Origin of the sequence: Streptomyces sp. NRRL S-37 (genome assembly GCF_000721605.1) — a bacterium.
GTDB lineage: Bacteria > Actinomycetota > Actinomycetes > Streptomycetales > Streptomycetaceae > Streptomyces.
Genome location: NZ_JOIZ01000007.1, coordinates 86379 through 110863 on the forward strand (window position 1 = coordinate 86379; position 24485 = coordinate 110863).

A 24485-nucleotide genomic window follows, 5' to 3' on the forward strand; every position below is an offset into this window, starting at 1 on the left:
GTCATGGGACTCGAAGAAAAGCTGCCGAGCGGATTCCTGCTCACCACCGTCGAGCAGGCCGCGGGCTGGGTGCGTAAGTCGTCCGTCTTCCCCGCCACGTTCGGCCTCGCCTGCTGTGCCATCGAGATGATGACCACCGGCGCCGGACGTTACGACCTGGCGCGCTTCGGCATGGAGGTCTTCCGCGGATCGCCGCGGCAGGCGGACCTCATGATCGTCGCCGGGCGGGTCAGCCAGAAGATGGCGCCGGTGCTGCGGCAGGTCTACGACCAGATGCCGAACCCCAAGTGGGTGATCTCCATGGGGGTCTGCGCCTCCTCGGGCGGCATGTTCAACAACTACGCGATCGTGCAGGGCGTCGACCACATCGTCCCGGTCGACATCTACCTCCCCGGCTGCCCGCCCCGCCCCGAGATGCTGATGGACGCGATCCTCAAGCTCCACCAGAAGATCCAGACCTCCAAGCTCGGCGTCAACGCGGAGGAAGCGGCCCGCGAGGCGGAGGAGGCGGCGCTCAAGGCCCTGCCCACGATCGAGATGAAGGGGCTGCTGCGATGAGCGACGCGAACGGCGCGGGCGGGGCGAACGGGGTGAACCCCGAGAAGGACCTCTCCGCCGAGAACCTCCCCGGCCAGCGCGGACAGGGCGGCGAGGAGATCCGCGTCCAGCGCGGCATGTTCGGCGCCGCGGGCGGCGGCGACACCTCCGGCTACGGCGGACTGGTCCGCTCGGTCCGGCTCCCGGGACCGGCGTCCCGCCCCTACGGCGGCTGGTTCGACGAGGTCGCCGACGAGCTGGAGGGCGCACTGGAGGAGCAGGACCTGCTTCCGGAGAACGCCATCGAGAAGACGGTCGTCGACCGCGGCGAACTCACCTTCCACATCGAGCGCGAGCACCTGGTCCGGGTCGCGAGGACCCTGCGCGACGACCCCGCCCTGCGCTTCGAGCTGTGCACCGGCGTCAGCGGCGTGCACTACCCGAACGACAAGGGCCGCGAGCTGCACGCCGTCTACCACCTGCGCTCGATCACCCACAACCGGCTGATCCGCCTGGAAGTCAGCGCCCCCGACAGCGACCCGCACATCCCGTCGCTGTTCTCCGTCTATCCGACGAACGACTGGCACGAGCGCGAGACGTACGACTTCTTCGGCATCGTCTTCGACGGTCACCCGGCCCTCACGCGGATCATGATGCCGGACGACTGGCAGGGCCATCCGCAGCGCAAGGACTATCCCCTCGGCGGCATCCCCGTCGAGTACAAGGGCGCCCAGATCCCGGCTCCGGACCAGCGGAGGTCGTACTCATGAGCACTTCCCACGCCTCCCCTCGGGAGACCACCGAGGGCACCGTATACACGGTCACCGGCGGCGACTGGGACGAGGTCGTCGAGACCGCGGCCCGCGCCGACGACGAACGCATCGTCGTCAACATGGGTCCGCAGCACCCGTCCACCCACGGAGTGCTCCGTCTGATCCTGGAGATCGACGGCGAGACGGTCACCGAGGCCCGCTGCGGCATCGGCTACCTCCATACCGGCATCGAGAAGAACCTCGAGTACCGCACGTGGACCCAGGGCACCACGTTCGTGACGCGCATGGACTACCTGACGTCGTTCTTCAACGAGACGGCGTACTGCCTGGGCGTCGAGAAGCTCCTCGGCATCGAGGACCAGATCCCGGACCGGGCCACCGTCATCCGGGTGCTCCTGATGGAGCTGAACCGGCTCTCCTCCCACCTGGTGTGCATCGCCACCGGCGGCATGGAACTCGGCGCCACCACGATCATGATCTACGGATTCCGTGATCGTGAACTCATTCTCGATCTCTACGAGCTCATCACCGGGCTGCGGATGAACCACGCGTACATCCGCCCCGGCGGACTCGCCCAGGATCTGCCGCCCGGCGCGGTGGACCGGATCCGCGAGTTCGTGAAGACGATGCGGAAGAACCTCCCGGAGTACGACAAGCTCGCCACCGGGAACCCCATCTTCAAGGCCCGCATGCAGAACGTCGGCTACCTCGACCTGGCCGGCTGCATGGCCCTCGGCGCCACCGGCCCGATCCTGCGCTCCACCGGCCTGCCGCACGACCTGCGCAAGGCACAGCCGTACTGCGGATACGAGACCTACGACTTCGAGATCCCGACCGCCGACACCTGTGACTCCTACGGCCGCTTCCTGATCCGGCTGGAGGAGATGCGCCAGTCGCTGCGCATCGTCGAGCAGTGCCTGGACCGGCTCCAGCCCGGACCGGTCATGGTCGCCGACAAGAAGATCGCCTGGCCCGCCCAGCTCGCCCTGGGACCGGACGGACTGGGCAACTCCCTCGACCACATCAAGAAGATCATGGGCACCTCCATGGAGGCCCTGATCCACCACTTCAAGCTGGTCACCGAGGGCTTCCGGGTCCCGCCGGGACAGGCGTACGCGGCGGTCGAGTCGCCCAAGGGCGAGCTCGGGGCGCACGTCGTCTCCGACGGCGGCACCCGCCCCTACCGGGTCCACTTCCGCGACCCGTCCTTCACCAACCTGCAGGCCATGGCGGCGATGTGCGAGGGCGGCCAGGTCGCCGACGTCATCGTCGCCGTCGCGTCCATCGACCCCGTGATGGGAGGCGTCGACCGGTGACCACCTCTTCTTCGGAGCGGTCCGAGCGGGGCGTCAGCCTGGGCATGCCCGAACTGCCCGCACCCGCCTACCCGGACGACGTCCGGGCCCGGCTGGAGGCCGACGCGCGCGAGGTCATCGCCCGCTACCCGGACTCCCGGTCCGCCCTCCTGCCGCTGCTGCACCTCGTGCAGTCGGAGGAGGGCCACGTCACGCGCACCGGGATGCGGTTCTGCGCGGACATGCTCGGCCTGACCACGGCCGAGGTGACCGCGGTCGCCACCTTCTACACCATGTACCGGCGCAAGCCGAGCGGTGACTACCAGGTCGGGGTGTGCACCAACACCCTGTGCGCCGTCATGGGCGGCGACGCGATCTTCGAGGAGCTCCAGGAGCACCTGGGCGTCGGCAACGGCGAGACCACCGACGACGGCAAGGTCACCCTGGAGCACATCGAGTGCAACGCGGCCTGCGACTTCGCGCCCGTGGTAATGGTCAACTGGGAGTTCTTCGACAACCAGACCCCCCAGAGCGCCAAGCGCATGGTCGACGACCTGCGCGCCGGCCGCCCGGTCGCGCCCACCCGCGGGGCGCCCCTGTGCACCTTCAAGGAGACCGCCCGCATCCTGGCCGGTTTCCCCGACACGCGCGAGGGGGCCGTCGAGGCCACCGGCAGCGCGGGACCCGCCTCCCTGATCGGCCTGAAGCTGGCCAAGGGGGAGGCCGCGCCCGCGCGTGTGGTGCACCCGCGCGGTGAGGCGCCCCAGGACACCCCGCCGCACGAGCCGTCACCGACGGAGCACCTCAGCTCGCACGACGCGCCACAGGACACATCGGCCTCCGACCCGGCGCACCCCGCCGGGCCCACCGCCGAGGAGGGGGAGTGATGACCTTGGCACCCGAACTCAAGGACATGAGCCCGGAGAAGCTGCTCGCGCCCGTGCTGTCGGCCTTCTGGGACGAGGACGAGTCCTGGACGCTGGACGTCTACAGGAGGCACGAGGGGTACGAGGGGCTCCGCAAGGCGCTCGCCATGTCGCCGGACGACGTCATCGCGTACGTCAAGGAGTCCGGTCTGCGCGGGCGCGGCGGCGCCGGCTTCCCGACGGGAATGAAGTGGCAGTTCATTCCCCAGGGAGACGGAAAACCCCACTATCTGGTGGTCAACGCCGACGAGTCGGAGCCCGGGACGTGCAAGGACATCCCGCTCCTCTTCGCGAATCCACATAGCCTCATCGAGGGCATCGTCATCGCCTGCTATGCCATCAGGTCGTCTCACGCCTTCATCTATCTGCGTGGTGAAGTCGTCCCCGTGCTGCGGCGGTTGCACGAGGCCGTGCGCGAGGCCTACGCGGCCGGCTTCCTCGGCGAGAACATCCTGGGCAGCGGACTCGACCTCCAGCTCACCGTGCACGCGGGCGCGGGCGCGTACATCTGCGGTGAGGAGACCGCACTGCTCGACTCGCTCGAAGGCCGCCGGGGTCAACCGCGGCTCCGTCCCCCCTTTCCTGCCGTCGCGGGCCTCTACGCGTGCCCGACTGTGGTGAACAACGTCGAGTCGATCGCTTCGGTTCCCGCCATCATGAACCGGGGCAAGGAATGGTTCCGCTCGATGGGAAGCGAGAAGTCCCCCGGCTTCACGCTCTATTCCCTCAGCGGCCACGTCGCCAACCCCGGACAGTACGAGGCGCCCCTCGGCATCACCCTGCGCCAGCTGCTGGAGATGAGCGGCGGGATGCGCCCGGGCCACCGGCTGAAGTTCTGGACGCCGGGCGGCTCCTCGACGCCGATGTTCACCGAGGAGCACCTCGACGTCCCCCTCGACTACGAGGGAGTGGGCGCCGCGGGTTCCATGCTCGGCACGAAGGCCCTGCAGTGCTTCGACGAGACGACCTGCGTCGTGCGCGCCGTCACCCGCTGGACCGAGTTCTACGCCCACGAGTCCTGCGGCAAGTGCACGCCCTGCCGTGAGGGCACGTACTGGCTGGTCCAGCTGCTGCGGGACATCGAGGCCGGCAAGGGGCGGCCGGCCGACCTCGACAAGCTGAACGACATCGCCGACAACATCAACGGCAAGTCCTTCTGCGCCCTCGGCGACGGCGCCGCCTCGCCGATCTTCTCCTCGCTCAAGTACTTCCGCGAGGAGTACGAGGAGCACATCACGGGCCGCGGCTGCCCCTTCGATCCGGCCAGGTCGACGGCCTGGGCCGACCACCGTACGGAGGTGAACGCATGACCGTGACCGCAAGCGCTCCCTCCGGAGGCGGAGAGGCGGCGGTCCCGCCCGAGGACCTCGTGACGCTGACCATCGACGGCGCCGAGATCAGCGTGCCCAAGGGCACCCTGGTCATCCGGGCCGCCGAGCAGCTCGGCATCGAGATCCCCCGGTTCTGCGACCACCCGCTCCTCGACCCGGCCGGCGCCTGCCGGCAGTGCATCGTCGAGGTCGAGGGCCAGCGCAAGCCCATGGCGTCCTGCACCATCACCTGCACCGACGGGATGGTGGTGAAGACGCAGCTCTCCTCGCCGGTCGCGGAGAAGGCCCAGAAGGGTGTGATGGAGCTGCTGCTCATCAACCACCCGCTGGACTGCCCGGTCTGCGACAAGGGCGGCGAGTGCCCGCTGCAGAACCAGGCGATGTCGCACGGCAACGCCGAGTCCCGCTTCGAGGGCAGGAAGCGCACCTACGAGAAGCCCGTCCCGGTCTCCACCCAGGTGCTGCTCGACCGCGAACGGTGCGTGCTGTGCGCCCGCTGCACCCGGTTCTCCAACCAGGTCGCCGGCGACCCGATGATCGAGCTGATCGAGCGGGGCGCGCTCCAGCAGGTCGGCACCGGCGAGGGCGACCCCTTCGAGTCGTACTTCTCCGGCAACACCATCCAGATCTGCCCGGTCGGCGCGCTCACCTCGGCGGCGTACCGGTTCCGCTCCCGCCCCTTCGACCTGATCTCGTCGCCGTCGGTGTGCGAGCACTGCTCCGGCGGCTGCGCCACCCGCACCGACCACCGGCGCGGCAAGGTCATGCGGCGGCTGGCCGCCCACGACCCCGAGGTCAACGAGGAGTGGATCTGCGACAAGGGGCGCTTCGCGTTCCGGTACGCGCAGATGCCGGGCCGTCTCGACACGCCGCTGGTGCGCAACCCGGAGGGCGAGCTGGAGCCGGCGTCCTGGCCGGACGCGCTGCGGATCGCGGCGCAGGGACTGCTGGCCTCGCGCGGCCGCACCGGTGTCCTGACCGGCGGCCGGCTCACCGTCGAGGACGCCTACGCGTACAGCAAGTTCGCGCGGGTGGCGCTCGCCACCAACGACATCGACTTCCGCGCGCGCGTGCACAGCGCCGAGGAGGCCGACTTCCTCGCCGCACGGGTCGCGGGCCGCGGCCGTGACCTCGACGGCACGGGTGTCACGTACACGTACCTGGAGAAGGCGCCCGCGGTCCTGCTGGTCGGGTTCGAGTCCGAGGAGGAGGCGCCCGGCGTCTTCCTGCGGTTGCGCAAGGCCTGGCGCAAGCACGGGCAGAAGACGTTCGCCCTGGCCACGCACGCCACGCGCGGGCTGGAGAAGGCCGGCGGCACGCTGCTGCCGGCGGCTCCCGGCACCGAGACCGAGTGGCTGGACGCCCTGGCCGGCGGCGTCGGCCTGGAGGGCGACGGGGCCAGGGCCGCCGAGGCGCTGCGGGGCGAGGGCGCGGTCGTCGTCGTCGGCGAGCGGCTGGCGGCCGTACGGGGCGGTCTGACCGCCGCCGTCCGGTTCGCCGCCGCGACCGGGGCCCGGCTGGTGTGGATCCCGCGCCGGGCCGGGGAGCGGGGCGCCGTGGAGGCGGGGGCGCTGCCGGCGCTGCTGCCCGGCGGCCGCCCGTCGACCGACCCGCGCGCACGCGAGGAGATCGCCGCCGCGTGGGGTGTGGCCGAACTGCCGCACCGCTACGGTCGCGACACCGGACAGATCGTCGAGGCGGCGGCCCGCGGTGAGCTCCAGGCGCTGCTGGTCGCGGGCGTGGAGGTCGCCGACCTGCCCGATCCGGCACGCGCGCGTGCCGCGCTCGCCGAGGCCGGGTTCGTGGTGTCGCTGGAGCTGCGGCCCGGCGAGGTCACCGCACTCGCCGACGTCGTCCTGCCGGTCGCCGCGGTCGCGGAGAAGGCCGGCACCTTCCTCAACTGGGAGGGCAGGGTCCGTATGTTCGAGGCGGCGCTCAAGCCCGACCAGATGACCCGGCGGGTCGCGCCCACCGACGCGCGCGTGCTGCAGATGCTGGCCGACGCCATGGACGTCCACCTGGGGCTGCCGGACCTGCGCACCATCCGCGCGGAGCTCGACCGGCTCGGCGTCTGGGACGGCCCCCGGGCCACCGACCCGCTGGAGACCGCGGGCGTGCTGCCCCGGCCGGCCGCCGGGGAGGCCGTGCTCGCCGGGCACCGGCTGCTGCTCGACGAGGGCGTCCTGCAACGGGGCGACGAGGCGCTCGCCGGCACCCGGCACGCCGCCCGCGCGCGCGTGTCGGCGGCCACGGCCGCCGAGGCCGGCGTCAAGGACGGCGACCTGCTCGCGGTGACCGGCACCGCCGGAACGGTCCGGCTGCCGCTGGCCGTCACCGAGATGCCCGACCGCGTGGTGTGGCTCCCGCTGAACTCCGTCGGCGGCGGCGTCGCCTCCGGCACCGGGGCACTGCCCGGCTCACTCGTCCGTATCGGCCCGGCGACGCCCGCCGACGAGGCCACCGAGGAGGTGGAGGCATGAGCCCGTACCTCGCCGCTGAAGACCTCTCGATGTTCGGCACCGACCCCTGGTGGCTGGTCGTCGTCAAGGCGGTGTTCTGCTTCGCCTTCCTGATGGTGACCGTGCTGATCTCCATCGTCATGGAGCGCAAGGTCGTCGCCTGGATGCAGCTGCGCATCGGCCCCAACCGGCACGGCCCCTGGGGCATGCTCCAGTCGCTCGCCGACGGCGTGAAGCTGATGCTCAAGGAAGACGTCGTCGTCAAACGCGCGGACAAGGCCGTCTACGTCCTCGCGCCGATCGTCGCGGCCGTCCCGGCCTTCATGGCGTTCGCGGTGATCCCCTTCGGCCCGGCCGGCAACGAGGTCTCGATCTTCGGCCAGCGCACCACCATGCAGCTCACCGACCTGCCGATCGCGATGCTGTACATCCTCGCGGTCGCCTCGGTCGGCATCTACGGCATCGTCCTGGCGGGCTGGAGCTCCGGCTCCACCTATCCGCTCCTGGGCGGTCTGCGCTCCTGCGCGCAGATGATCTCGTACGAGATCGCCATGGGCGCCGCGTTCGCCTCCGTGTTCCTGTACTCGGGGTCGATGTCGACGTCGACGATCGTCGGGGCGCAGACCGACCGCTGGTACGTCCTGCTGCTGCCGGTCTCCTTCCTCATCTACATCGTGACGATGGTCGGCGAGACCAACCGCGCCCCGTTCGACATGCCCGAGTCCGAGGGCGACCTGGTCGGCGGCTTCAACACCGAGTACTCGTCGATCAAGTTCGCGATGTTCATGCTCGCCGAGTACATCAACATGGTGACCGTCTCGGCCGTCGCCGTGACCCTCTTCCTGGGCGGCTGGCGGGCCCCGTGGCCGATCAGCACCTTCTGGGAGGGCGCGAACCACGGCTGGTGGCCGATGCTCTGGTTCACCGGCAAGCTCCTCTCACTGCTGTTCGGCTTCGTGTGGCTGCGCGGCACGCTCCCGCGCGTGCGCTACGACCAGCTGATGAAGCTCGGCTGGAAGGTCCTCATCCCGGTCTCCCTGGTGTGGCTGATGCTCGTCGCCACCGTGCGGGCGCTGCGGAACGAGAACTACGACTTCGCCGACATCGCCCTCTACATCGGCGGGGCTGTCCTCGCCCTCCTGCTGCTGTCCTTCGTCGCCGACCTGTTCCGCGGCAAGGGGAAGGAGGCCGGGCAGCCCGCCGAGGGTCCGCCCGCCTTCGACCCCATGGGCGGCGGATTCCCCGTACCGCCGCTGCCGGGACAGGAGATGCCGCCGGTCCCGCGGCGCCGCTCGCGCCGTGAGCGGGAGCTGATTGTCAGTGGTGCACCCGATACTCAGAGTGACGGATCTGCGGTCGGATCCACGGATGGAAAGGAGGCGTCCGATGGCTGAGGAGCCCAAGGGGACCGAGCCCGGTTTCCTGAACCCCGTGGCCGGCTTCGGCGTGACCTTCAAGGCCATGTTCAAGAAGCGGCTGACCGAGCAGTACCCGGAGCAGCGGAAGACCACCGCTCCGCGCTTCCACGGACGGCACCAGCTCAACCGCCATCCGGACGGCCTGGAGAAGTGCGTCGGCTGCGAGCTGTGCGCCTGGGCCTGTCCCGCCGACGCGATCTACGTCGAGGGCGCGGACAACACCGAGGAGGAGCGCTACTCGCCCGGTGAGCGGTACGGCCGCGTCTACCAGATCAACTACGCCCGCTGCATCCTGTGCGGGCTGTGCATCGAGGCGTGCCCCACGCGCGCGCTCACGATGACCAACGAGTTCGAGCTGGCGGACTCCAGCCGCGCCAACCTCATCTACACCAAGGAGCAGCTGCTCGCCGGTCTGGAGGAGGGCATGGTCGACTCCCCGCACGCCATGTACCCGGGCACCGACGAACAGGACTACTACCGGGGCCTGGTGACCGAGGCGGCGCCCGGTACGGAGCGGCAGGTGGCCCACTCCGAGGGAGAGGTGGTCCAGGAGGCCGCCTCGACCTTCGGCCCGGAGGAACCGGCGTCGGAGAAGGTGATCGGGCGATGACCGGGCAGCTCGCCGCCGCGGTGACCCTCTCCGCGGGCACCTCCACCGGAGAGGCCGTCCAGTTCTGGATCCTCGGCACGGTCGCCGTGATCGGCGCCCTGTGCACCGTCTTCATGAAGCGGGCCGTGCACAGCGCGCTCTGCCTCGCCGGCACCATGATCATCCTGGCGGTGTTCTACCTGGCCAACGGCGCCTACTTCCTGGGCGTCGTCCAGATCGTCGTCTACACCGGCGCGATCATGATGCTGTTCCTGTTCGTGGTGATGCTCGTCGGCGTCACCGCGGCGGACTCCCTGAAGGAGACCATCAAGGGCCAGCGCTGGCTGGCCCTGCTGTGCGGGCTCGGCTTCGGCGTCCTGCTGATCGGCGGGATCGGGAACGCCTCGCTCAGCGAGTTCGACGGCATCGGCGAGGCGAACGCGGGCGGCAACGTGGAGGGTCTCGCGGCCCTCCTCTTCACCAAGTACGTCTTCGCCTTCGAGATCACCGGCGCGCTGCTCATCACGGCCGCCGTCGGCGCCATGGTGCTCACCCACCGCGAGCGCACCGAACGCGCGAAGACGCAGCGGGAGCTGGCCGAGCGGCGCGTGCGCGAGGGCACGTACCTGCCGCCGCTGCCGGCGCCCGGTGTGTACGCCCGGCACAACGCGGTGGACATCGCGGGCCTGCTGCCCGACGGCACCCCGTCGGAGCTCACCGTCAGCAAGACGCTGCGGGAGCGCGGCCAGATCCGTGACGTGTCGCAGGAGGCGATCAACGACCTGCGGGCCATGGAGCGGCGCGCCGAGGAGCGCCTGGAGCGCACCGCGATCGACGCGCCGACCTTCAAGCGGGCCGAGGAGGCGTCGAAGTGAACCCCGTGAACTACCTCTACCTGGCCGCGCTGCTGTTCACGATCGGCGCCACCGGCGTACTGATCAGGCGCAACGCGATCGTCGTGTTCATGTGCGTCGAGCTCATGCTCAACGCCTGCAACCTCGCGTTCGTCGCCTTCTCCCGGATGCACGGCAACCTCGACGGCCAGATCATCGCGTTCTTCACGATGGTCGTCGCCGCCGCGGAGGTCGTGGTCGGGCTGGCGATCATCGTGTCCCTGTTCCGTTCCCGCCACTCGGCCTCGGTCGACGACGCCAGCCTGATGAAGCTGTGAGGGGCTGCTGAATCGTGGAGAACCTGATTGCGCTGCTGGTGGCGGCGCCCCTGCTCGGAGCGGCGGTCCTGCTGTGCGGCGGACGCCGGCTGGACGCCGTCGGCCACTGGATCGGCACGCTGCTCGCGGCCGTCTCCTTCGCGCTCGGCCTGGTGCTGTTCACCGACCTGCTCGGCAAGGGCGCCGAGGAACGCACCATTACGCAGCACCTGTTCAGCTGGATCCCGGTGGAGGGCTTCCAGGCCGACGTCGCCTTCCGGCTCGACCAGCTGTCGATGACGTTCGTCCTGCTGATCACCGGCGTCGGCTCGCTGATCCACCTGTACTCCATCGGGTACATGGAGCACGACGAGCGGCGCCGCCGCTTCTTCGGCTACCTGAACCTGTTCCTCGCGGCGATGCTGATCCTCGTCCTCGCCGACAACTACCTGCTGCTGTACGTCGGCTGGGAGGGCGTCGGTCTCGCCTCCTACCTGCTGATCGGCTTCTGGCAGCACAAGCCCAGCGCGGCGACGGCGGCGAAGAAGGCCTTCCTGGTCAACCGCGTCGGCGACATGGGCCTGTCCATCGCGATCATGCTGATGTTCCTGTGGTTCGGCACCTTCGCCTTCGGGCCGGTGCTCGGCACCCTGGAGGAGCCCGGCCTCGCCGGGCAGGCCGGTGAGGGCAAGCTCACCGCGATCGCGCTGATGCTGCTGCTCGCCGCCTGCGGCAAGTCCGCCCAGGTGCCGCTGCAGTCCTGGCTCGGGGACGCGATGGAGGGCCCGACCCCCGTCTCGGCCCTCATCCACGCCGCGACCATGGTGACGGCGGGCGTGTACCTGATCGTCCGCTCCGCGGCCGTCTTCAACGGCGCCCCGGACGCGCAACTGGTCGTCACCATCGTCGGCGCGGTCACGCTGCTCTTCGGTGCGATCGTCGGTTGCGCGAAGGACGACATCAAGAAGGCGCTGGCCGGCTCGACCATGTCGCAGATCGGCTACATGGTCCTCGCCGCCGGCCTCGGTCCCATCGGCTACGTCTTCGCGATCATGCACCTGGTGACGCACGGCTTCTTCAAGGCCGGCCTGTTCCTCGGCGCCGGCTCCGTGATGCACGGCATGAACGACGAGGTCGACATGCGCCGCTACGGCGGCCTGCGGAAGTACATGCCGGTCACGTTCGTCACCTTCGGTCTCGGCTACCTCGCCATCATCGGCTTCCCGGGCCTGTCCGGCTTCTTCTCCAAGGACAAGATCATCGAGTCCGCGTTCGCCAAGGGCGGCACCGAGGGCTGGATCCTCGGCGCCTGCGCCCTGCTGGGCGCGGCCATCACCGCGTACTACATGACGCGCGTGATGCTGATGACGTTCTTCGGCGAGGAGCGCTGGCGCAACGCCCCGACGCCGTCCCCGGCCGCACCGGACGTGGAGCCGGCCGCCGAGACGCGGGGCGCGTACGAGCCGCCGCACCCGCACGAGTCCCCGAAGATCATGACGATCCCGATGATCGTGCTGGCCGTCGGGTCGGTCGCGGGCGGTGCCTTCTTCAGCATCGGCGACCGCTTCATGCACTGGCTGGAGCCCGTCACCGGCCACGACCACGGTCACGCGCCGATCAGCGCCATGACGGTGACCGCCTCCACGGTCGCCGTGATGGTCATCGGCGTGGCCATCGCCTGGGCCCAGTACGGGCGCCGTCCGGTGCCGGCCGTCGCCCCGCGCGGGTCGCTGCTCACCCGGGCCGCCCGGCGCGACCTGCTCCAGGACGACTTCAACCACGTGGTCCTGGTCCGCGGCGGTGAGCACCTCACCCGCTCCCTGGTCTACGTCGACCACACCCTGGTCGACGGGGTCGTCAACGGCACGGCGGCCTCCATGGGCGGCCTGTCCGGGCGGATGCGCAGGCTGCAGAACGGCTTCGCGCGGTCCTACGCGGTCTCGATGTTCGGGGGAGCGGCGGTCCTGGTCGCCGCGACCCTGCTGATGAGGGCGGTCTGATACCGATGTCCTTTCCTCTGCTGACAGCGACGGCGGCGCTCCCGGCCATCGGGGCGATCGCCACGGCCGCCGTACCGGCCGCGAAGCGCACGGCCGCCAAGTGGCTGGCCCTGCTGTTCTCGCTCGCCACGCTCGTCCTGGCGATCACCGTCCTGGTGCGGTTCGACCCGGACGGCGACCGCTACCAGCTCACCGAGTCCCACGCCTGGATCGCGGACTTCGGCGTGCGGTACGAGCTGGGCGTGGACGGCATCGCGGTGGCGCTGATCGCGCTGACCGCCCTGCTGATCCCGTTCATCGTCCTCGCGGGCTGGCACGACGCCGACCCGCTGGAGACGGGAAGCAAGAGGTGGCGGCCGACGCAGGGCTTCTTCGCCCTGATCCTGGCCGTCGAGGCGATGGTGATCCTCTCCTTCGAGGCCACCGACGTCTTCCTCTTCTACATCTTCTTCGAAGCCATGCTCATCCCGCTGTACTTCCTCATCGGAGGCTTCGGGGACCGTGCCCACGAGCACGGCGAGGAGAAGGCGGCGACACAACGGTCGTACGCGGCGGTGAAGTTCCTCCTCTACAACCTGGCCGGCGGTCTGATCATGCTGGCCGCGGTGATCGGGCTGTACGTGGTCGCCGGGAACTTCTCGCTCACCGAGATCGCCGAGGCGCGGGCCAACGGCTCGCTGGACATGGCGACGAACACCGAGCGCTGGCTGTTCCTCGGCTTCTTCTTCGCCTTCGCGGTGAAGGCGCCGCTGTGGCCGCTGCACACCTGGCTGCCCAACGCCATGCAGGAGTCCACCGCCCCGGTGGCCGTGCTGATCACGGCGGTCGTCGACAAGGTGGGCACCTTCGCGATGCTCCGCTTCTGCCTCGGGCTGTTCCCGGAGGCCAGCAAGTGGGCGACGCCCGCCATCCTCGTCCTGGCGGTCGTCAGCATCATCTACGGGGCGCTGCTCGCGGTCGGCCAGCGCGACATCAAGCGGCTGATCGCGTACGCGTCGATCTCGCACTTCGGCTTCATCATCATGGGCATCTTCGCGATGACCAGCCAGGGCCAGTCCGGGGCGACGCTCTACATGGTCAACCACGGCATCTCGACCGCCGTGCTGATGCTGATCGCCGGATTCCTGATCTCGCGGCGCGGCTCCCGGCTCATCGCCGACTTCGGCGGTGTGCAGAAGGTGGCCCCGGTGCTCGCCGGCACCTTCCTGATCGGCGGGCTCGCGACGCTCTCGCTGCCGGGGCTCGCGCCCTTCGTCAGTGAGTTCCTGGTCCTGGCCGGCACGTTCACGCGCTACCCGGTGATCGGCATCGTCGCCACCTTCGGCATCGTCCTCGCCGCGCTCTACACCCTCGTCCTGTACCAGCGGACGATGACCGGCCCGGTGAGGCCCGAGGTCTCCGCCATGCCCGATCTGCGGGTGCGGGAGATCGCGGTGGTGGCGCCGCTGGTCGTGCTGCTGGTCTTCCTGGGCGTCTACCCGAAGCCCCTCACGGACGTCGTGAACCCGGCGGTGAAGCACACCATGTCCGACGTACAGAAGCAGGACCCCCGGCCCGAGGTGGAGGCGGCCAAGTGAGCGCAACAGCCGTCCACAGCCTGTGGACAACGGCGGCCGACCCGATCTCGAAGATCGACGCGCCGAAGATCGAATACGGGCAGCTCGCGCCCACCCTGATCATCGTCGGCGCGGCGGTCCTCGGGGTGCTGGTCGAGGCGTTCGTCCCGCGCAAGTCGCGCTACTACGCGCAGATGTTCGTCTCCGTGGTCGCGCTCGTCGCCGCGTTCGCCGCGGTCGTGGCGCTCGCCGCGGACGGCTACGGCACCACCAAGGCGGGCATCGCGGCGATGGGCGCCATCGCCGTCGACGGACCGGCCCTGTTCCTCCAGGGCACGATCCTGCTGACGGCCCTGGTCGGCCTGTTCACCTTCGCCGAGCGCCGGCTCGACCCGGAGGCGCACGGCAACCGGGTGGACTCCTTCGCCGCGCAGGCCGCGTCCGTACCGGGCAGCGACAGCGAGAAGCAGGCGGTCAAGGCCGGGTTCACCACCACCGAGGTGTTCCCGCTGCTGCTCTTCGCGGTCTCCGGCATGCTGGTCTTCCCGGCGGCCAACGACCTGCTGACGCTGTTCGTGGCGCTGGAGGTTCTCTCGCTCCCGCTGTACCTGATGTGCGCGCTGGCCCGCCGCAAGCGGCTGATGTCGCAGGAGGCGGCGGTCAAGTACTTCCTGCTCGGCGCGTTCGCCTCCGCGTTCACGCTGTTCGGCATCGCGCTGCTGTACGGCTACTCGGGCTCGATGTCGTACGCCACGATCGCCCAGGTCGTCGACGGCACCGTCCCGGAGGTCACCCCGGCGCTCGCCGACACCATGGGCAACGACGCGCTGCTGCTGGTCGGCGCCGCGCTGCTGGTCATGGGCCTGCTGTTCAAGGTCGGTGCCGTCCCCTTCCACATGTGGACGCCCGACGTGTACCAGGGCGCCCCCACGCCGGTGACCGGTTTCATGGCGGCGGCGACCAAGGTGGCCGCGTTCGGCGCGCTGCTGCGGATCCTGTACGTCGTGCTGCCGGGCCTGCGCTGGGACTGGCGGCCGGTCATGTGGGCCGTCGCCATCGTCACCATGCTGGCCGGTGCGGTCGTGGCGATCACCCAGACCGACATCAAGCGGCTGCTGGCGTACTCGTCGATCGCACACGCGGGCTTCATCCTCGCGGGTGTCATCGCGACCACGCCGTCCGGCATCTCGTCCGTCCTCTTCTACCTGGCGGCGTACTCGTTCGTGACGATCGGCGCGTTCGCGGTGGTCACACTGGTTCGGGACGCCGGCGGCGAGGCGACGCATTTGTCGAAGTGGGCGGGACTCGGCCGGCGCTCCCCGCTGGTGGCGGCGGTGTTCGCGGTGTTCCTGCTGGCCTTCGCGGGCATTCCGCTGACCTCCGGCTTCGCCGGGAAGTTCGCCGTGTTCAAGGCGGCGGCGGAGGGCGGGGCGGCCCCGCTGGTCGTGGTCGGTGTGATCTCGTCGGCCATCGCGGCGTTCTTCTACATCCGCGTGATCGTCCTGATGTTCTTCAGCGAGCCGCGCCCCGAGGGCCCGACCGTCGCGGTGCCGTCACCGCTGACGATGACGGCGATCGCGGTCGGCGTGGCCGTCACGGTGGTCCTGGGCGTCGCACCCCAGTACTTCCTGGAGCTGGCGGGGGACGCGGGAGTGTTCGTGCGCTGACACGGCCCGCACCGGCACGCCGACGGCGGCCCGGCACCCTTCGGGGAGCCGGGCCGCCGTCGGCGTACGGACGGGCCTGTGGATAACTCCGGGGGCTGTCGGTACGGACCCCTATCGTGGAGGCAGTGGTCGAGGGACGGCTCACGAGGGCACGGTGACGGGCGGTAGTGACGGGATGACAGTGACGGAGAGCGAGGCGCTGGCCACGCTGCACCGGGTGTTCGGGTACGACGCCTTCCGCGGTGAGCAGGAAGCGGTCATCGAGCACGTGATCACGGGCGGCGACGCCGTCGTGCTCATGCCGACCGGTGGCGGCAAGTCGCTCTGCTACCAGATTCCGGCCCTGGTCAGACCGGGTACGGGAGTCGTCGTCTCCCCGCTCATCGCGCTGATGCAGGACCAGGTGGACGCGCTGCGGGCGCTGGGCGTGCGGGCCGGGTTCATGAACTCCACGCAGGACTTCGACGAGCGGCGCGTCGTCGAGGCGGAGTTCCTCGCCGGCGAGCTGGACCTGCTGTACCTCGCCCCGGAGCGGCTGCGGTTGGACAGCACCCAGGACCTGCTCTCGCGCGGCAAGATCTCCGTCTTCGCGATCGACGAGGCGCACTGCGTGTCCCAGTGGGGGCACGACTTCCGGCCGGACTACCTCATGCTGTCGCTGCTCGGCGAGCGGTGGCCGGACGTGCCCCGCATCGCGCTCACGGCGACCGCCACGCACGCCACGCACCGGGAGATCACCGAGCGGCTCGGCATGCCGGACGCCCGGCACTTCGTGGCGAGCTTCGACCGGCCCAACATCCAGTACCGGATCGTGCCCAAGGCCGACCCCAAAAAGCAGCTGCTGGGCTTCCTGCGCGAGGAGCACGCCGGGGACGCGGGCATCGTCTACTGCCTGTCGCGCAACTCGGTCGAGAAGACCGCCGAGTTCCTCTCCCGCAACGGCGTCGAGGCGGTGCCGTACCACGCGGGCCTCGACGCGGGGACGCGCGCCGCGCACCAGGCGCGGTTCCTGCGCGAGGAGGGCCTGGTCGTGGTGGCGACCATCGCCTTCGGCATGGGCATCGACAAGCCGGACGTCCGGTTCGTCGCCCACCTCGACCTGCCCAAGTCCGTCGAGGGCTACTACCAGGAGACGGGCCGCGCGGGGCGCGACGGGCTGCCGTCCACGGCCTGGATGGCGTACGGGCTCAACGACGTCATACAGCAGCGCAAACTGATCCAGTCCGGCGAGGGCGACGAGGCGTTCCGGCGGCGGGCGAACCAGCACCTGGACGCGATGCTCGGCCTGTGCGAGACCGTTCGGTGCCGGCGCGGCCAGCTCCTCGCCTACTTCGGCCAGGACCCCGACCCGGCGGGCTGCGGCAACTGCGACACCTGCCTCACCCCGCCGGAGACCTGGGACGGGACCGTCGCGGCGCAGAAGGTGCTGTCCACGGTGGTGCGACTGCAGCGGGAGCGCGGGCAGAAGTTCGGCGCGGTGCAGATCGTCGACATCCTGCTGGGGCGGCGCACGGCCAAGGTCATCCAGTTCGACCATGACCAGCTCTCCGTGTTCGGCATCGGCGAGGAGCTGACCGAGGCGGAATGGCGGGGCGTGGTGCGCCAGTTGCTCGCCCAGGGGCTGCTCGCCGTCGAGGGGGAGTACGGCACGCTGGTGCTGACCGAGGCGAGCGGGGCGGTGCTGTGGCGGGGGCGGGAGGTGCCGCTGCGCAAGGAGCCGAAGAAGCCGGCGGGCTCCCGGTCGGGCGGGTCGGGTTCGGGGCGGGGGGAGCGCAAGGCCAAGGCCGCCGCGGCCGAGCTTCCCTCGGAGCTCGTCCCCGCGTTCGAGGCGCTGCGCGCCTGGCGCGCCGAGCAGGCCCGGGAGCAGGGGGTTCCGGCGTACGTCATCTTCCACGACGCCACGCTGCGGGAGATCGCCACGGTGTGGCCGACGTCGGTGGCGGAGCTCGGTGGGATCAGCGGGGTGGGGGAGAAGAAGCTGGCGACGTACGGGGAGGGCGTGGTGGCCGTGCTGGCGGGGCTGACCGCTCCGGGAGACGCCGGTGCCGGTGCCGGGTCCGAGGACCCCGGCGGCCCGGACGACTGGCCCGAGGAGGAGCCGGAGCCCGACTGGACATAGACGGCCGCCCCGGTCGAGCGAAGCCGGGAGCGGGAGAGGCACCCCGCGCACGCCGGGCCGCGGCGCTCTTCCGGCACCCGGCCGGCCGGGGCACGGCGGCTACGGCAGGGCCGTCAGACCTGGTGCGAAGGTGATCAGCAGGGGGACGAGGGGGACCAGCGCCGCCGCGGCCGTGGTCAGGGCGCGGTGGCGGCGGCCGAGGCGGGGCGGGGGTGCCAGGAGGCGGTCGACGCGTTCGCCGAGGAGGCGGTGGCTGGAGGCGCAGGAGAGGACGCCCCGGTGCTGGTTGAGCTCGATCAGCGCCAGCGCCGTGGTCAGGTGGCCGCAGCGGCGGGAGGCCGTGTCGTCTGCGGACAGTTCGACCAGGCGGTGGGTCTGGTCGCAGAAGTGCGCGAACAGCGGGACGCGGGGGAAACCGGTGGCCAGTGCGGTGGACAGGTGCAGCAGCCAGTCGTGGCGGGCTCGGGCGTGGCCCCGCTCGTGGGTGAGGACGGCGTCGAGCTGGTGGTCGGTGAGGCGTTGCAGGGCGCCGGTGGTGACGATGAGCTGGGGCGGGCTGCCCGGCATCCACCAGGCGTCGGGGTAGTCGTCCTCCAGCACCAGCAGGGGACCGCGGGCCTCGGGGAGTCCGGCGGGCAGCTCGGGGGCGCGTTCCCGCAGATGGGCCCGGGACCGGGCGCGCCGGCGGCGGGCCTCGACCAGTTCCCGCCCGAGCATGGCCGTCGTCCAGGCCGCCCCGGACGCCAGCAGCACGGTGAGGACGATGGTCCAGGGCGAGGCGGCGGACAGGTCGTACGCCGCGGTGACCGCGGGCGGGGCCGGGGCGAAGAGCTGGGCGCGGACGGTGCCGAAGACGGCGGCGGCACCCAGGGCGAGCGCCGTGACGCAGCACAGCAGGACGGTGGCGACCAGGCACTGCCACACCCACAGGGCGACCACCGGTTCCCGTTCCGGCCACTTCGCCCGGGTCAGCGCCCGGGGGACGGGCACGGCGGCCGTCACGGCGACAACGCTCAGAAGGAGCAGGCAGACGGTCATGCCACGGGCTCCGGATCCTGTCGGAAGAGGGCGGCTTCGGGTCGTGCTGGGGGCGTGCGGGAAGTACGAGGGGAGTGCGGCGCGAACGCGCGCACCGCCCGACGCCAAGTATGACGGCGAAGGGCGGTGCGAGTCAGGGGCCGGCGGAGATCGGCAAGGGCCGGGCGGGTCAGACCGTGGGGACCACCCGTCCCGTGACCTCGCCGAGGCCCACGCGGACGCCGTCCGGGCCCGGCGCCCAGGCCGACAGCGTCACCACGTCACCGTCCTCCAGGAACGTCCGCTTGCCGTCGGGGAGTTCGAGGGGGTCGCGGCCGTTCCAGGTCAGTTCGAGGAGCGAGCCGCGTTCCCGCTCGGCGGGACCGCTCACCGTACCGGAGCCGTACAGGTCGCCGGTGCGCAGACGGGCGCCGTTGACGGTCATGTGGGCGAGCTGCTGGGCGGCCGTCCAGTACATGGTGGAGAAGGGGGGTTCGGAGACGACGTGACCGTTGACGGTGACGGTGATCCGCAGGTCGTAGCCGCCGGGTTCCTCGGCCGCGTCGTCCAGGTAGGGCAGCAGCGCGTGGGTGCGTTCCGGCGGCGCGACGCGGGCCTCGTCCAGGGCGTCCAGCGGGGTGATCCAGGCCGACACCGAGGTGGCGAAGGACTTGCCGAGGAACGGGCCGAGGGGGACGTACTCCCAGGCCTGGACGTCGCGGGCGGACCAGTCGTTGAGGAGGCAGAGACCGAAGACGTGGTCGCGGAAGTCGCCGAGCGGCACCGGCCGGCCCGGCTCGGACGGCACGCCGACCACGAAGCCGACCTCGGCCTCGATGTCCAGCCGGACGGACGGCCCGAACACCGGGGCGGCGTCCGCGGGCGCCTTGCGCTGGCCCGAGGGGCGGACGACGTCGGTGCCGGACACCACGACCGTGCCGGCGCGGCCGTGGTAGCCGATCGGCAGGTGCTTCCAGTTGGGGGTCAGGGAGTCGGCGGCGTCGGGGCGGAAGATCCGGCCGACGTTCCGGGCGTGGTTCTCGGAGGCGTAGAAGTCGACGTAGTCCGCGACCTCGAAGGGGAGGTGCAGGGTCACCTCGGACAGCGGGTGGAACAGCGGCTCCACGGTCTCCCGGTGCGCCGGGACGGTCACCCACGCCGTGAGCGCCCGCCGCACGTCCGACCAGGCCGTACGGCCCGCCGCCAGCAGCGGGTTGAGGGTCGGCCGGGCGAGGAGGGAGGCGTACGGCGAGCCCAGGGCGTGCGCCGCCGCACCGGCGTCGAGGACGTGGTCGCCGAGCCGGACGCCCACGGTCCGCTCCGACGAACCGGGGGGCGAGAAGACGCCGTACGGCAGGTTGTGCGGGCCGAAGGGATCACCCTCGGGGACATCGAAGGGGGGCATCGGGTGCTGCCTCGCTTTCGTGTGCAAGTGCTCCACGTGTCCGTGGCCGTGCCACACGTTACGGGTGACACGGCGGTCTTGGGCAGAGCCGATGTGGTGGCGCCCCCCGCTTCCTCTTGCGTACCGGAAGTTATCCACAGAACGGGAGGCAATCTTGACGGAGCGGTGCGAACGGGGCGACTCTGGGCAGGTGCCGGAAGGCCTCGGGGAGGGGGCGTTTCCGAAGGCACACTGGGGGGCGGATGGCCATTGGGGAGGCCGGACCGCGCTCGGCGCGCCGGGGATCGCAGTCGAAACGGCTGGAAGAGACCATGCGCGGCCGGCTCGGCCGGGAATGCGTGTACGTGCCGTCGTGCAGATTCGGGCTGTTCGTGGCGTTGCGCCACTGGTGCCCGCCGGGCGGCAGGGTGCTGATGTCGCCGGTCAACGACGACGTCATCTTCTTCGTGGTGCTGGCGGCGGGACTGCGCCCGGTGCAGGCGCCGTTGAACCCGTTCGACGGGACCATCGACGTCGACGCCGTGCCCGAGGAGACATGGGGCTCGCTGTCCGCCGTACTGACCACGAACCTGTACGGCAACCCGGACCCGGCGCCGGAACTGCGGGCGCGCTGCGACGCGTTGGGCATCCCGCTGCTGGAGGACGGGGCGCACGCGATCGGCAGCGAGGTCGGCGGGCGGCCGGTCGGGGCCTGGGGGGAAGCCTCCGTTTTCAGCCTTTCCAAACACGCCGGCGCCCAGGCCGGCGGCATGCTCTCGCTCGCCGACCCGAGTCTGGCCGACGCGATGCGGGCCGACTGCGACGAGCTGCTCACCCCGCCCAGGGCGACGTCCGAACTCGCTTACTTCTTACGGCCGTACGCCGAGGCCGCCGTACGGGGGCTGGGGCTGCGGCGGGCCGCCTGGGCGGCGCTGGGACTGCTGGGGCTGACGGAGCGCGACGGAATCAGGATGCCGCTGCGTCCGGAGGCACTGGCCGCGGCCGCCGGCGCGGCCCCGGACCTGACCGCGCACGATCCCTGGGTCCGCGTCGACATGCACACCTACCGCCTGCGGTCGGGACCGCTGCGGCTGCGGCGGATCCGGCACCGGCTCGGACGGCTGGACGAGGTGCTCCGGGCCTGCCGGGACGGCACCGAACTGCTGCTGTCGACCCAGTGGGCCCGGCCGGGGGAGAGGGGCCGGGTACAGCCGCTGTTCCGGGTGCCGCTGCTGGTGGCGGACCGGGACGCGGCGATCGCGGCACTGGCCCGGCGCGGGATCGTCGTCGGCTATCTCTACGACCCGCCCCTCGACGACTACGCGGGGAAGGACTTCACGGACCCGTCACCCGCGCCGGAGGCGGCCCGCTGGTTCGCGCGGCACGCGCTGCCGGTGGACCCGTTGCGGGCGAGGGAGGCCGTCGACGTGCTGGAACGGTCCGGTGTCCGGCCGGCCGAACCACCGGAGGACCTGACACGGCGGGGGACACCGGCCGACGCGCCGGGGACACCGGTCCGCGAGCAGGGAGCGCCGGTCCGCGAGCCGGGAGCACCGGCCCACGAGGCTGGGGCCGGACCGTGACCGACACCCAGGTGCACGAGCCCGCCGCGGCGCGCGCCGACGGCGGGGACCGGCCCGCCGGGAGCCCGTCCGGCTCCGACTCCCTGTTCAAGAACGCCTACTTCCTGATGCTCAGCACGGGCGTGTCCGCCGTCCTCGGCCTGGGCTTCTGGCTCGTGGCCGCCCGCTACTACTCCGAGGACGCCGTCGGCCAGGGCTCCGCCGCGATCGCCGCGATGCGGCTGCTCGCCAGCATCACCGCGACCACGATGATCGGCGCCGTGGTCCGCTTCGTACCGCGGGCCGGCCGCGAGACCGGACGCCTGGTGTGGGGCGTGTACCTGGCGAGTTCGGTGGTCGTCACCCTGGCCGCGGGCGTCTTCCTGCTCACGCTCGACCGGTGGGGCCCCTCCTACGCCCCCCTCGGCACACCGGCGGCCGGGGCGCTGTTCGTCGCGGCGTGCGTGGCGTGGGCGCTGCTCACCCTCCAGGACGGCGTGCTCACGGGGCTGCGCAAGGCCGAGTGGGTGCCGGCCGGGAACGCGGTGTTCTCCGTCGGGAAACTGGTCCTGCTGGCCGTCTTCGCGAGCGCACTGCCGGTGCTGGGCATCTTCGTGTCCTGGGCCGTGGCCATCGCGTTCTCCACCCTGCCGCTCGGCTGGCTGGTCTTCCGTCGGCTCATCCCGCGCCAGGCCGCCGCCGACCACGACGTGGAACCGCCCGGCCTGCGCTCCATGGGCCGCTTCCTGGCCGGCGACTCGCTCGGCGCGCTGTTCAGCCTTGCCATGATCAATCTGCTGCCGGTGATGGTCGCGGTCCGCTTCAGCGCGGCGGAGAACGGCTACTTCTACGTGGCGTACACCGTCGGTGGCACGATGGAGTTCATGGCCATCAACATGGCCTCGTCGCTCACCGCCCACGCCTCGCACGATCCGCGCCGGCTCGCCGACGGCGTGCGCGGAGCGCTGCGCCGGATGACGCTGCTGCTGGTGCCGGTGGTCGCGGTGCTGGTCGTCTTCGCGCCCTGGATCCTCACGCCGTTCGACGCGGACTACGCCGAGCACGGCTCGACCGTGCTGCGGCTGCTCGCGCTCGGCGCGCTGCCCCGCGTGGTCGTGGAGCTGTACATCGGGGTGCTGCGGGTGCAGGGGCGTACCGGTGTGCTCGCCGTGCTCCAGGGCGCGATGTGCGCGCTGGTGCTGGGCAGCGCGGCCGTGCTGTTCACCCCGGCGGGGATCGCGGGGGCCGGATGGGCGGTGCTGATCAGCATGACACTGGTCGCGGCCGTCTCGGTGTTCGGGCTGCGTGCGGCGCTGCGCGAGAAGACCGGCGGGCCTGTGGAGCGGTCCGCCGCCACCCCCGGCTACGGCACGCGCTGGGCCCGGCTCAACGCCACCGCCGGATACGGCACGAACTGGGCGCGCCGGGCGGCGTACGAGCGCGAGGACCCGGAGGGCGGCGAGGGCAGCGAGAACGACGAGGAGACCGTCACGCTGTTCATCGGCCGCCCCGGCTACGAACGGGAGGCCCTCCAGGCGGACACGGTGGCGCTCATCGCGCGTCCGCCGGCCCCGGACGAGCGGGGGGACGACGCCGGCGGCGAGGCGCGGTCGCCTCACGAGGAGACCGGTGTCCGGGAGGAGACGCCGAGGGAGCCGGACCGGGGCGGGGGCCCGGAGGAGGACGGGGGGAACCGCGCGCACCCGGCGGTGTCCTCGGGGGAGAGGCGGGTGCCGGCGGAGGCGAACGGCGCGTTCCGGGCCACCGAGGCGTCCCCCGGCACCCCGCCGCGGGCCGGACATCGGAGTCCCGCTGGGTCATCGAGTTCCGGTGGGCCGTCGGACTTCGTTGAGCTGTCGAACCCCGCTGGGCCGTCGGACTCCGCTGGGTCATCGAGCCGCGCCGGACTGCCGGAGCGCGCCGGGTATGCGGACTCCGCCGGGCCGCAGAAGCCCGCCGGGCCGCCGAACCCCGTCGGGCATCTGGACTCCGCCGGGCCGTCGGTGCCCGGCACATGCCCCGACCCCGACCCCGCCCCCGACCGCCGGATCGTGGGAACCCTCTGGGCCCTGCTCGTGCTCGCGACCCTCGTCTTCTGGTTCTCGATACGCCGGCTCCCCCGGTCCGGCGGCGCGGGCGAGCCCACGGGGCGTCAGATACTGGAGGGTCTCCCGCTGCCCGCGTCGGCCGCGGGAGGAGTGCTGCTCCTCGTCTTCGTCGCCTCGGTGACCCTGCTCGGACGGCCGGTCCCCTGGCTCTCCGGTCTCGCGCTGACCTCCGCCCTGCTCGCCCTGCACACCGCGCCCGTCGCCCTCGGGTGGCGGCCCGAACCGGTGGACGGGGCGCTGTACGCCGACGCGGCCCGCTTGCTCGCGGAGGCGGTGGGGCTCGACGGACCCGCTGCCGTGCTGCGGTGGGCCCCCTCGGTGTTCCAGCTGCTGTGCCTCGTACCGCTGTGGCTGCTGCTCGCCCGCGTGGGCGGGCGGCCGGCGTGGCCGGTCCGCTGGGGCGTGCTGTATCTCGCCGGGGTGGCCGGCTGGGTGTTCCGGGAGGCACTCGCACCGGTCGCGCCGCCCCTGCTGGTCACGCTCCTGGGACTGCTGCTGCTCAGCCACGCGGTGCCGGCGGTACGGCTCGCGCTCCGCGGCGGACAGGACGGCCCGTCCGGCCACTGAGCGGCCGGACGGGCCGGGCACCGGCCA

18 protein-coding genes are annotated in these 24485 nt (G+C 71.5%); 16 read left to right on the forward strand and 2 right to left on the reverse strand.

What is annotated here, in order from left to right:
* Window positions 1-3 precede the first annotated feature (3 nt).
* The 14 genes from IH50_RS0113230 (at window position 4) to recQ (ending at window position 17820) form a co-directional block, all read left to right on the forward strand.
* Window positions 4-558, forward strand: a complete 555-nt coding sequence (locus IH50_RS0113230; protein ID WP_010041554.1) for a NuoB/complex I 20 kDa subunit family protein — start codon at window positions 4-6, stop codon at window positions 556-558.
* Window positions 555-1307, forward strand: coding sequence for an NADH-quinone oxidoreductase subunit C (locus IH50_RS0113235; RefSeq protein WP_030860772.1), 753 nt, complete (start codon window positions 555-557; stop codon window positions 1305-1307). The genes IH50_RS0113230 and IH50_RS0113235 overlap by 4 nt, the downstream gene beginning before the upstream one ends.
* Window positions 1304-2626, forward strand: a complete 1323-nt coding sequence (locus tag IH50_RS0113240; protein ID WP_030860774.1) for an NADH-quinone oxidoreductase subunit D — start codon at window positions 1304-1306, stop codon at window positions 2624-2626. The genes IH50_RS0113235 and IH50_RS0113240 overlap by 4 nt, the downstream gene beginning before the upstream one ends.
* Complete coding sequence (gene nuoE / locus IH50_RS0113245; protein WP_030860776.1) at window positions 2623-3492, forward strand: NADH-quinone oxidoreductase subunit NuoE; 870 nt, start codon at window positions 2623-2625, stop codon at window positions 3490-3492. The genes IH50_RS0113240 and nuoE overlap by 4 nt, the downstream gene beginning before the upstream one ends.
* On the forward strand, window positions 3492-4841 hold the full coding sequence (nuoF, locus tag IH50_RS0113250) for an NADH-quinone oxidoreductase subunit NuoF (protein ID WP_030860778.1): 1350 nt from the start codon (window positions 3492-3494) through the stop codon (window positions 4839-4841). The genes nuoE and nuoF overlap by 1 nt, the downstream gene beginning before the upstream one ends.
* The gene (locus IH50_RS0113255) at window positions 4838-7342 is read left to right on the forward strand and encodes an NADH-quinone oxidoreductase subunit G (RefSeq protein WP_030860780.1); all 2505 of its coding nucleotides are present in this window, start codon (window positions 4838-4840) and stop codon (window positions 7340-7342) included. The genes nuoF and IH50_RS0113255 overlap by 4 nt, the downstream gene beginning before the upstream one ends.
* The gene (gene nuoH, locus IH50_RS0113260; protein ID WP_030860782.1) at window positions 7339-8715 is read left to right on the forward strand and encodes an NADH-quinone oxidoreductase subunit NuoH; all 1377 of its coding nucleotides are present in this window, start codon (window positions 7339-7341) and stop codon (window positions 8713-8715) included. Before IH50_RS0113255 ends, nuoH begins: the two co-directional genes overlap by 4 nt.
* Window positions 8708-9349: an NADH-quinone oxidoreductase subunit NuoI gene (gene nuoI, locus IH50_RS0113265; RefSeq protein ID WP_030860784.1), complete on the forward strand. Its 642-nt coding sequence runs from the start codon at window positions 8708-8710 to the stop codon at window positions 9347-9349. The genes nuoH and nuoI overlap by 8 nt, the downstream gene beginning before the upstream one ends.
* Complete coding sequence (locus IH50_RS0113270; protein ID WP_030860787.1) at window positions 9346-10203, forward strand: NADH-quinone oxidoreductase subunit J; 858 nt, start codon at window positions 9346-9348, stop codon at window positions 10201-10203. The genes nuoI and IH50_RS0113270 overlap by 4 nt, the downstream gene beginning before the upstream one ends.
* A complete protein-coding gene (gene nuoK / locus IH50_RS0113275) occupies window positions 10200-10499 on the forward strand; it encodes an NADH-quinone oxidoreductase subunit NuoK (RefSeq protein WP_004927567.1) in 300 nt (99 codons plus the stop codon). Before IH50_RS0113270 ends, nuoK begins: the two co-directional genes overlap by 4 nt.
* 14 nt (window positions 10500-10513) lie before the next feature.
* Entirely contained in the window at window positions 10514-12478 is a 1965-nt protein-coding gene (gene nuoL, locus IH50_RS0113280) for an NADH-quinone oxidoreductase subunit L (protein ID WP_030860789.1), read from the forward strand.
* A gap of 5 nt (window positions 12479-12483) precedes the next feature.
* Entirely contained in the window at window positions 12484-14055 is a 1572-nt protein-coding gene (locus tag IH50_RS0113285) for an NADH-quinone oxidoreductase subunit M (protein ID WP_030860793.1), read from the forward strand.
* Window positions 14052-15701: an NADH-quinone oxidoreductase subunit NuoN gene (gene nuoN / locus IH50_RS0113290; protein ID WP_030860795.1), complete on the forward strand. Its 1650-nt coding sequence runs from the start codon at window positions 14052-14054 to the stop codon at window positions 15699-15701. The genes IH50_RS0113285 and nuoN overlap by 4 nt, the downstream gene beginning before the upstream one ends.
* Window positions 15702-15876: 175 nt before the next feature.
* A complete protein-coding gene (recQ, locus tag IH50_RS0113295; RefSeq protein ID WP_051767289.1) occupies window positions 15877-17820 on the forward strand; it encodes a DNA helicase RecQ in 1944 nt (647 codons plus the stop codon).
* Window positions 17821-17919: 99 nt separating this feature from the next.
* Here recQ and IH50_RS0113300 read toward each other — a convergent pair whose 3' ends face one another.
* Window positions 17920-18858: a M56 family metallopeptidase gene (locus IH50_RS0113300; RefSeq protein ID WP_030860798.1), complete on the reverse strand. Its 939-nt coding sequence runs from the start codon at window positions 18856-18858 to the stop codon at window positions 17920-17922.
* A gap of 169 nt (window positions 18859-19027) precedes the next feature.
* Window positions 19028-20242 carry a fumarylacetoacetase gene (fahA, locus tag IH50_RS0113305; protein WP_030860800.1) on the reverse strand — a complete coding sequence of 405 codons (1215 nt, stop codon included), beginning with the start codon at window positions 20240-20242 and terminating at the stop codon, window positions 19028-19030.
* Between the two features lie 242 nt (window positions 20243-20484).
* Here fahA and IH50_RS0113310 point away from each other — a divergent pair, with 242 nt between their 5' ends.
* The gene (locus IH50_RS0113310) at window positions 20485-21804 is read left to right on the forward strand and encodes a DegT/DnrJ/EryC1/StrS family aminotransferase (protein ID WP_078913959.1); all 1320 of its coding nucleotides are present in this window, start codon (window positions 20485-20487) and stop codon (window positions 21802-21804) included.
* On the forward strand, window positions 21801-24458 hold the full coding sequence (locus tag IH50_RS42505; RefSeq protein ID WP_234328145.1) for a lipopolysaccharide biosynthesis protein: 2658 nt from the start codon (window positions 21801-21803) through the stop codon (window positions 24456-24458). Before IH50_RS0113310 ends, IH50_RS42505 begins: the two co-directional genes overlap by 4 nt.
* Window positions 24459-24485: the final 27 nt, after the last annotated feature.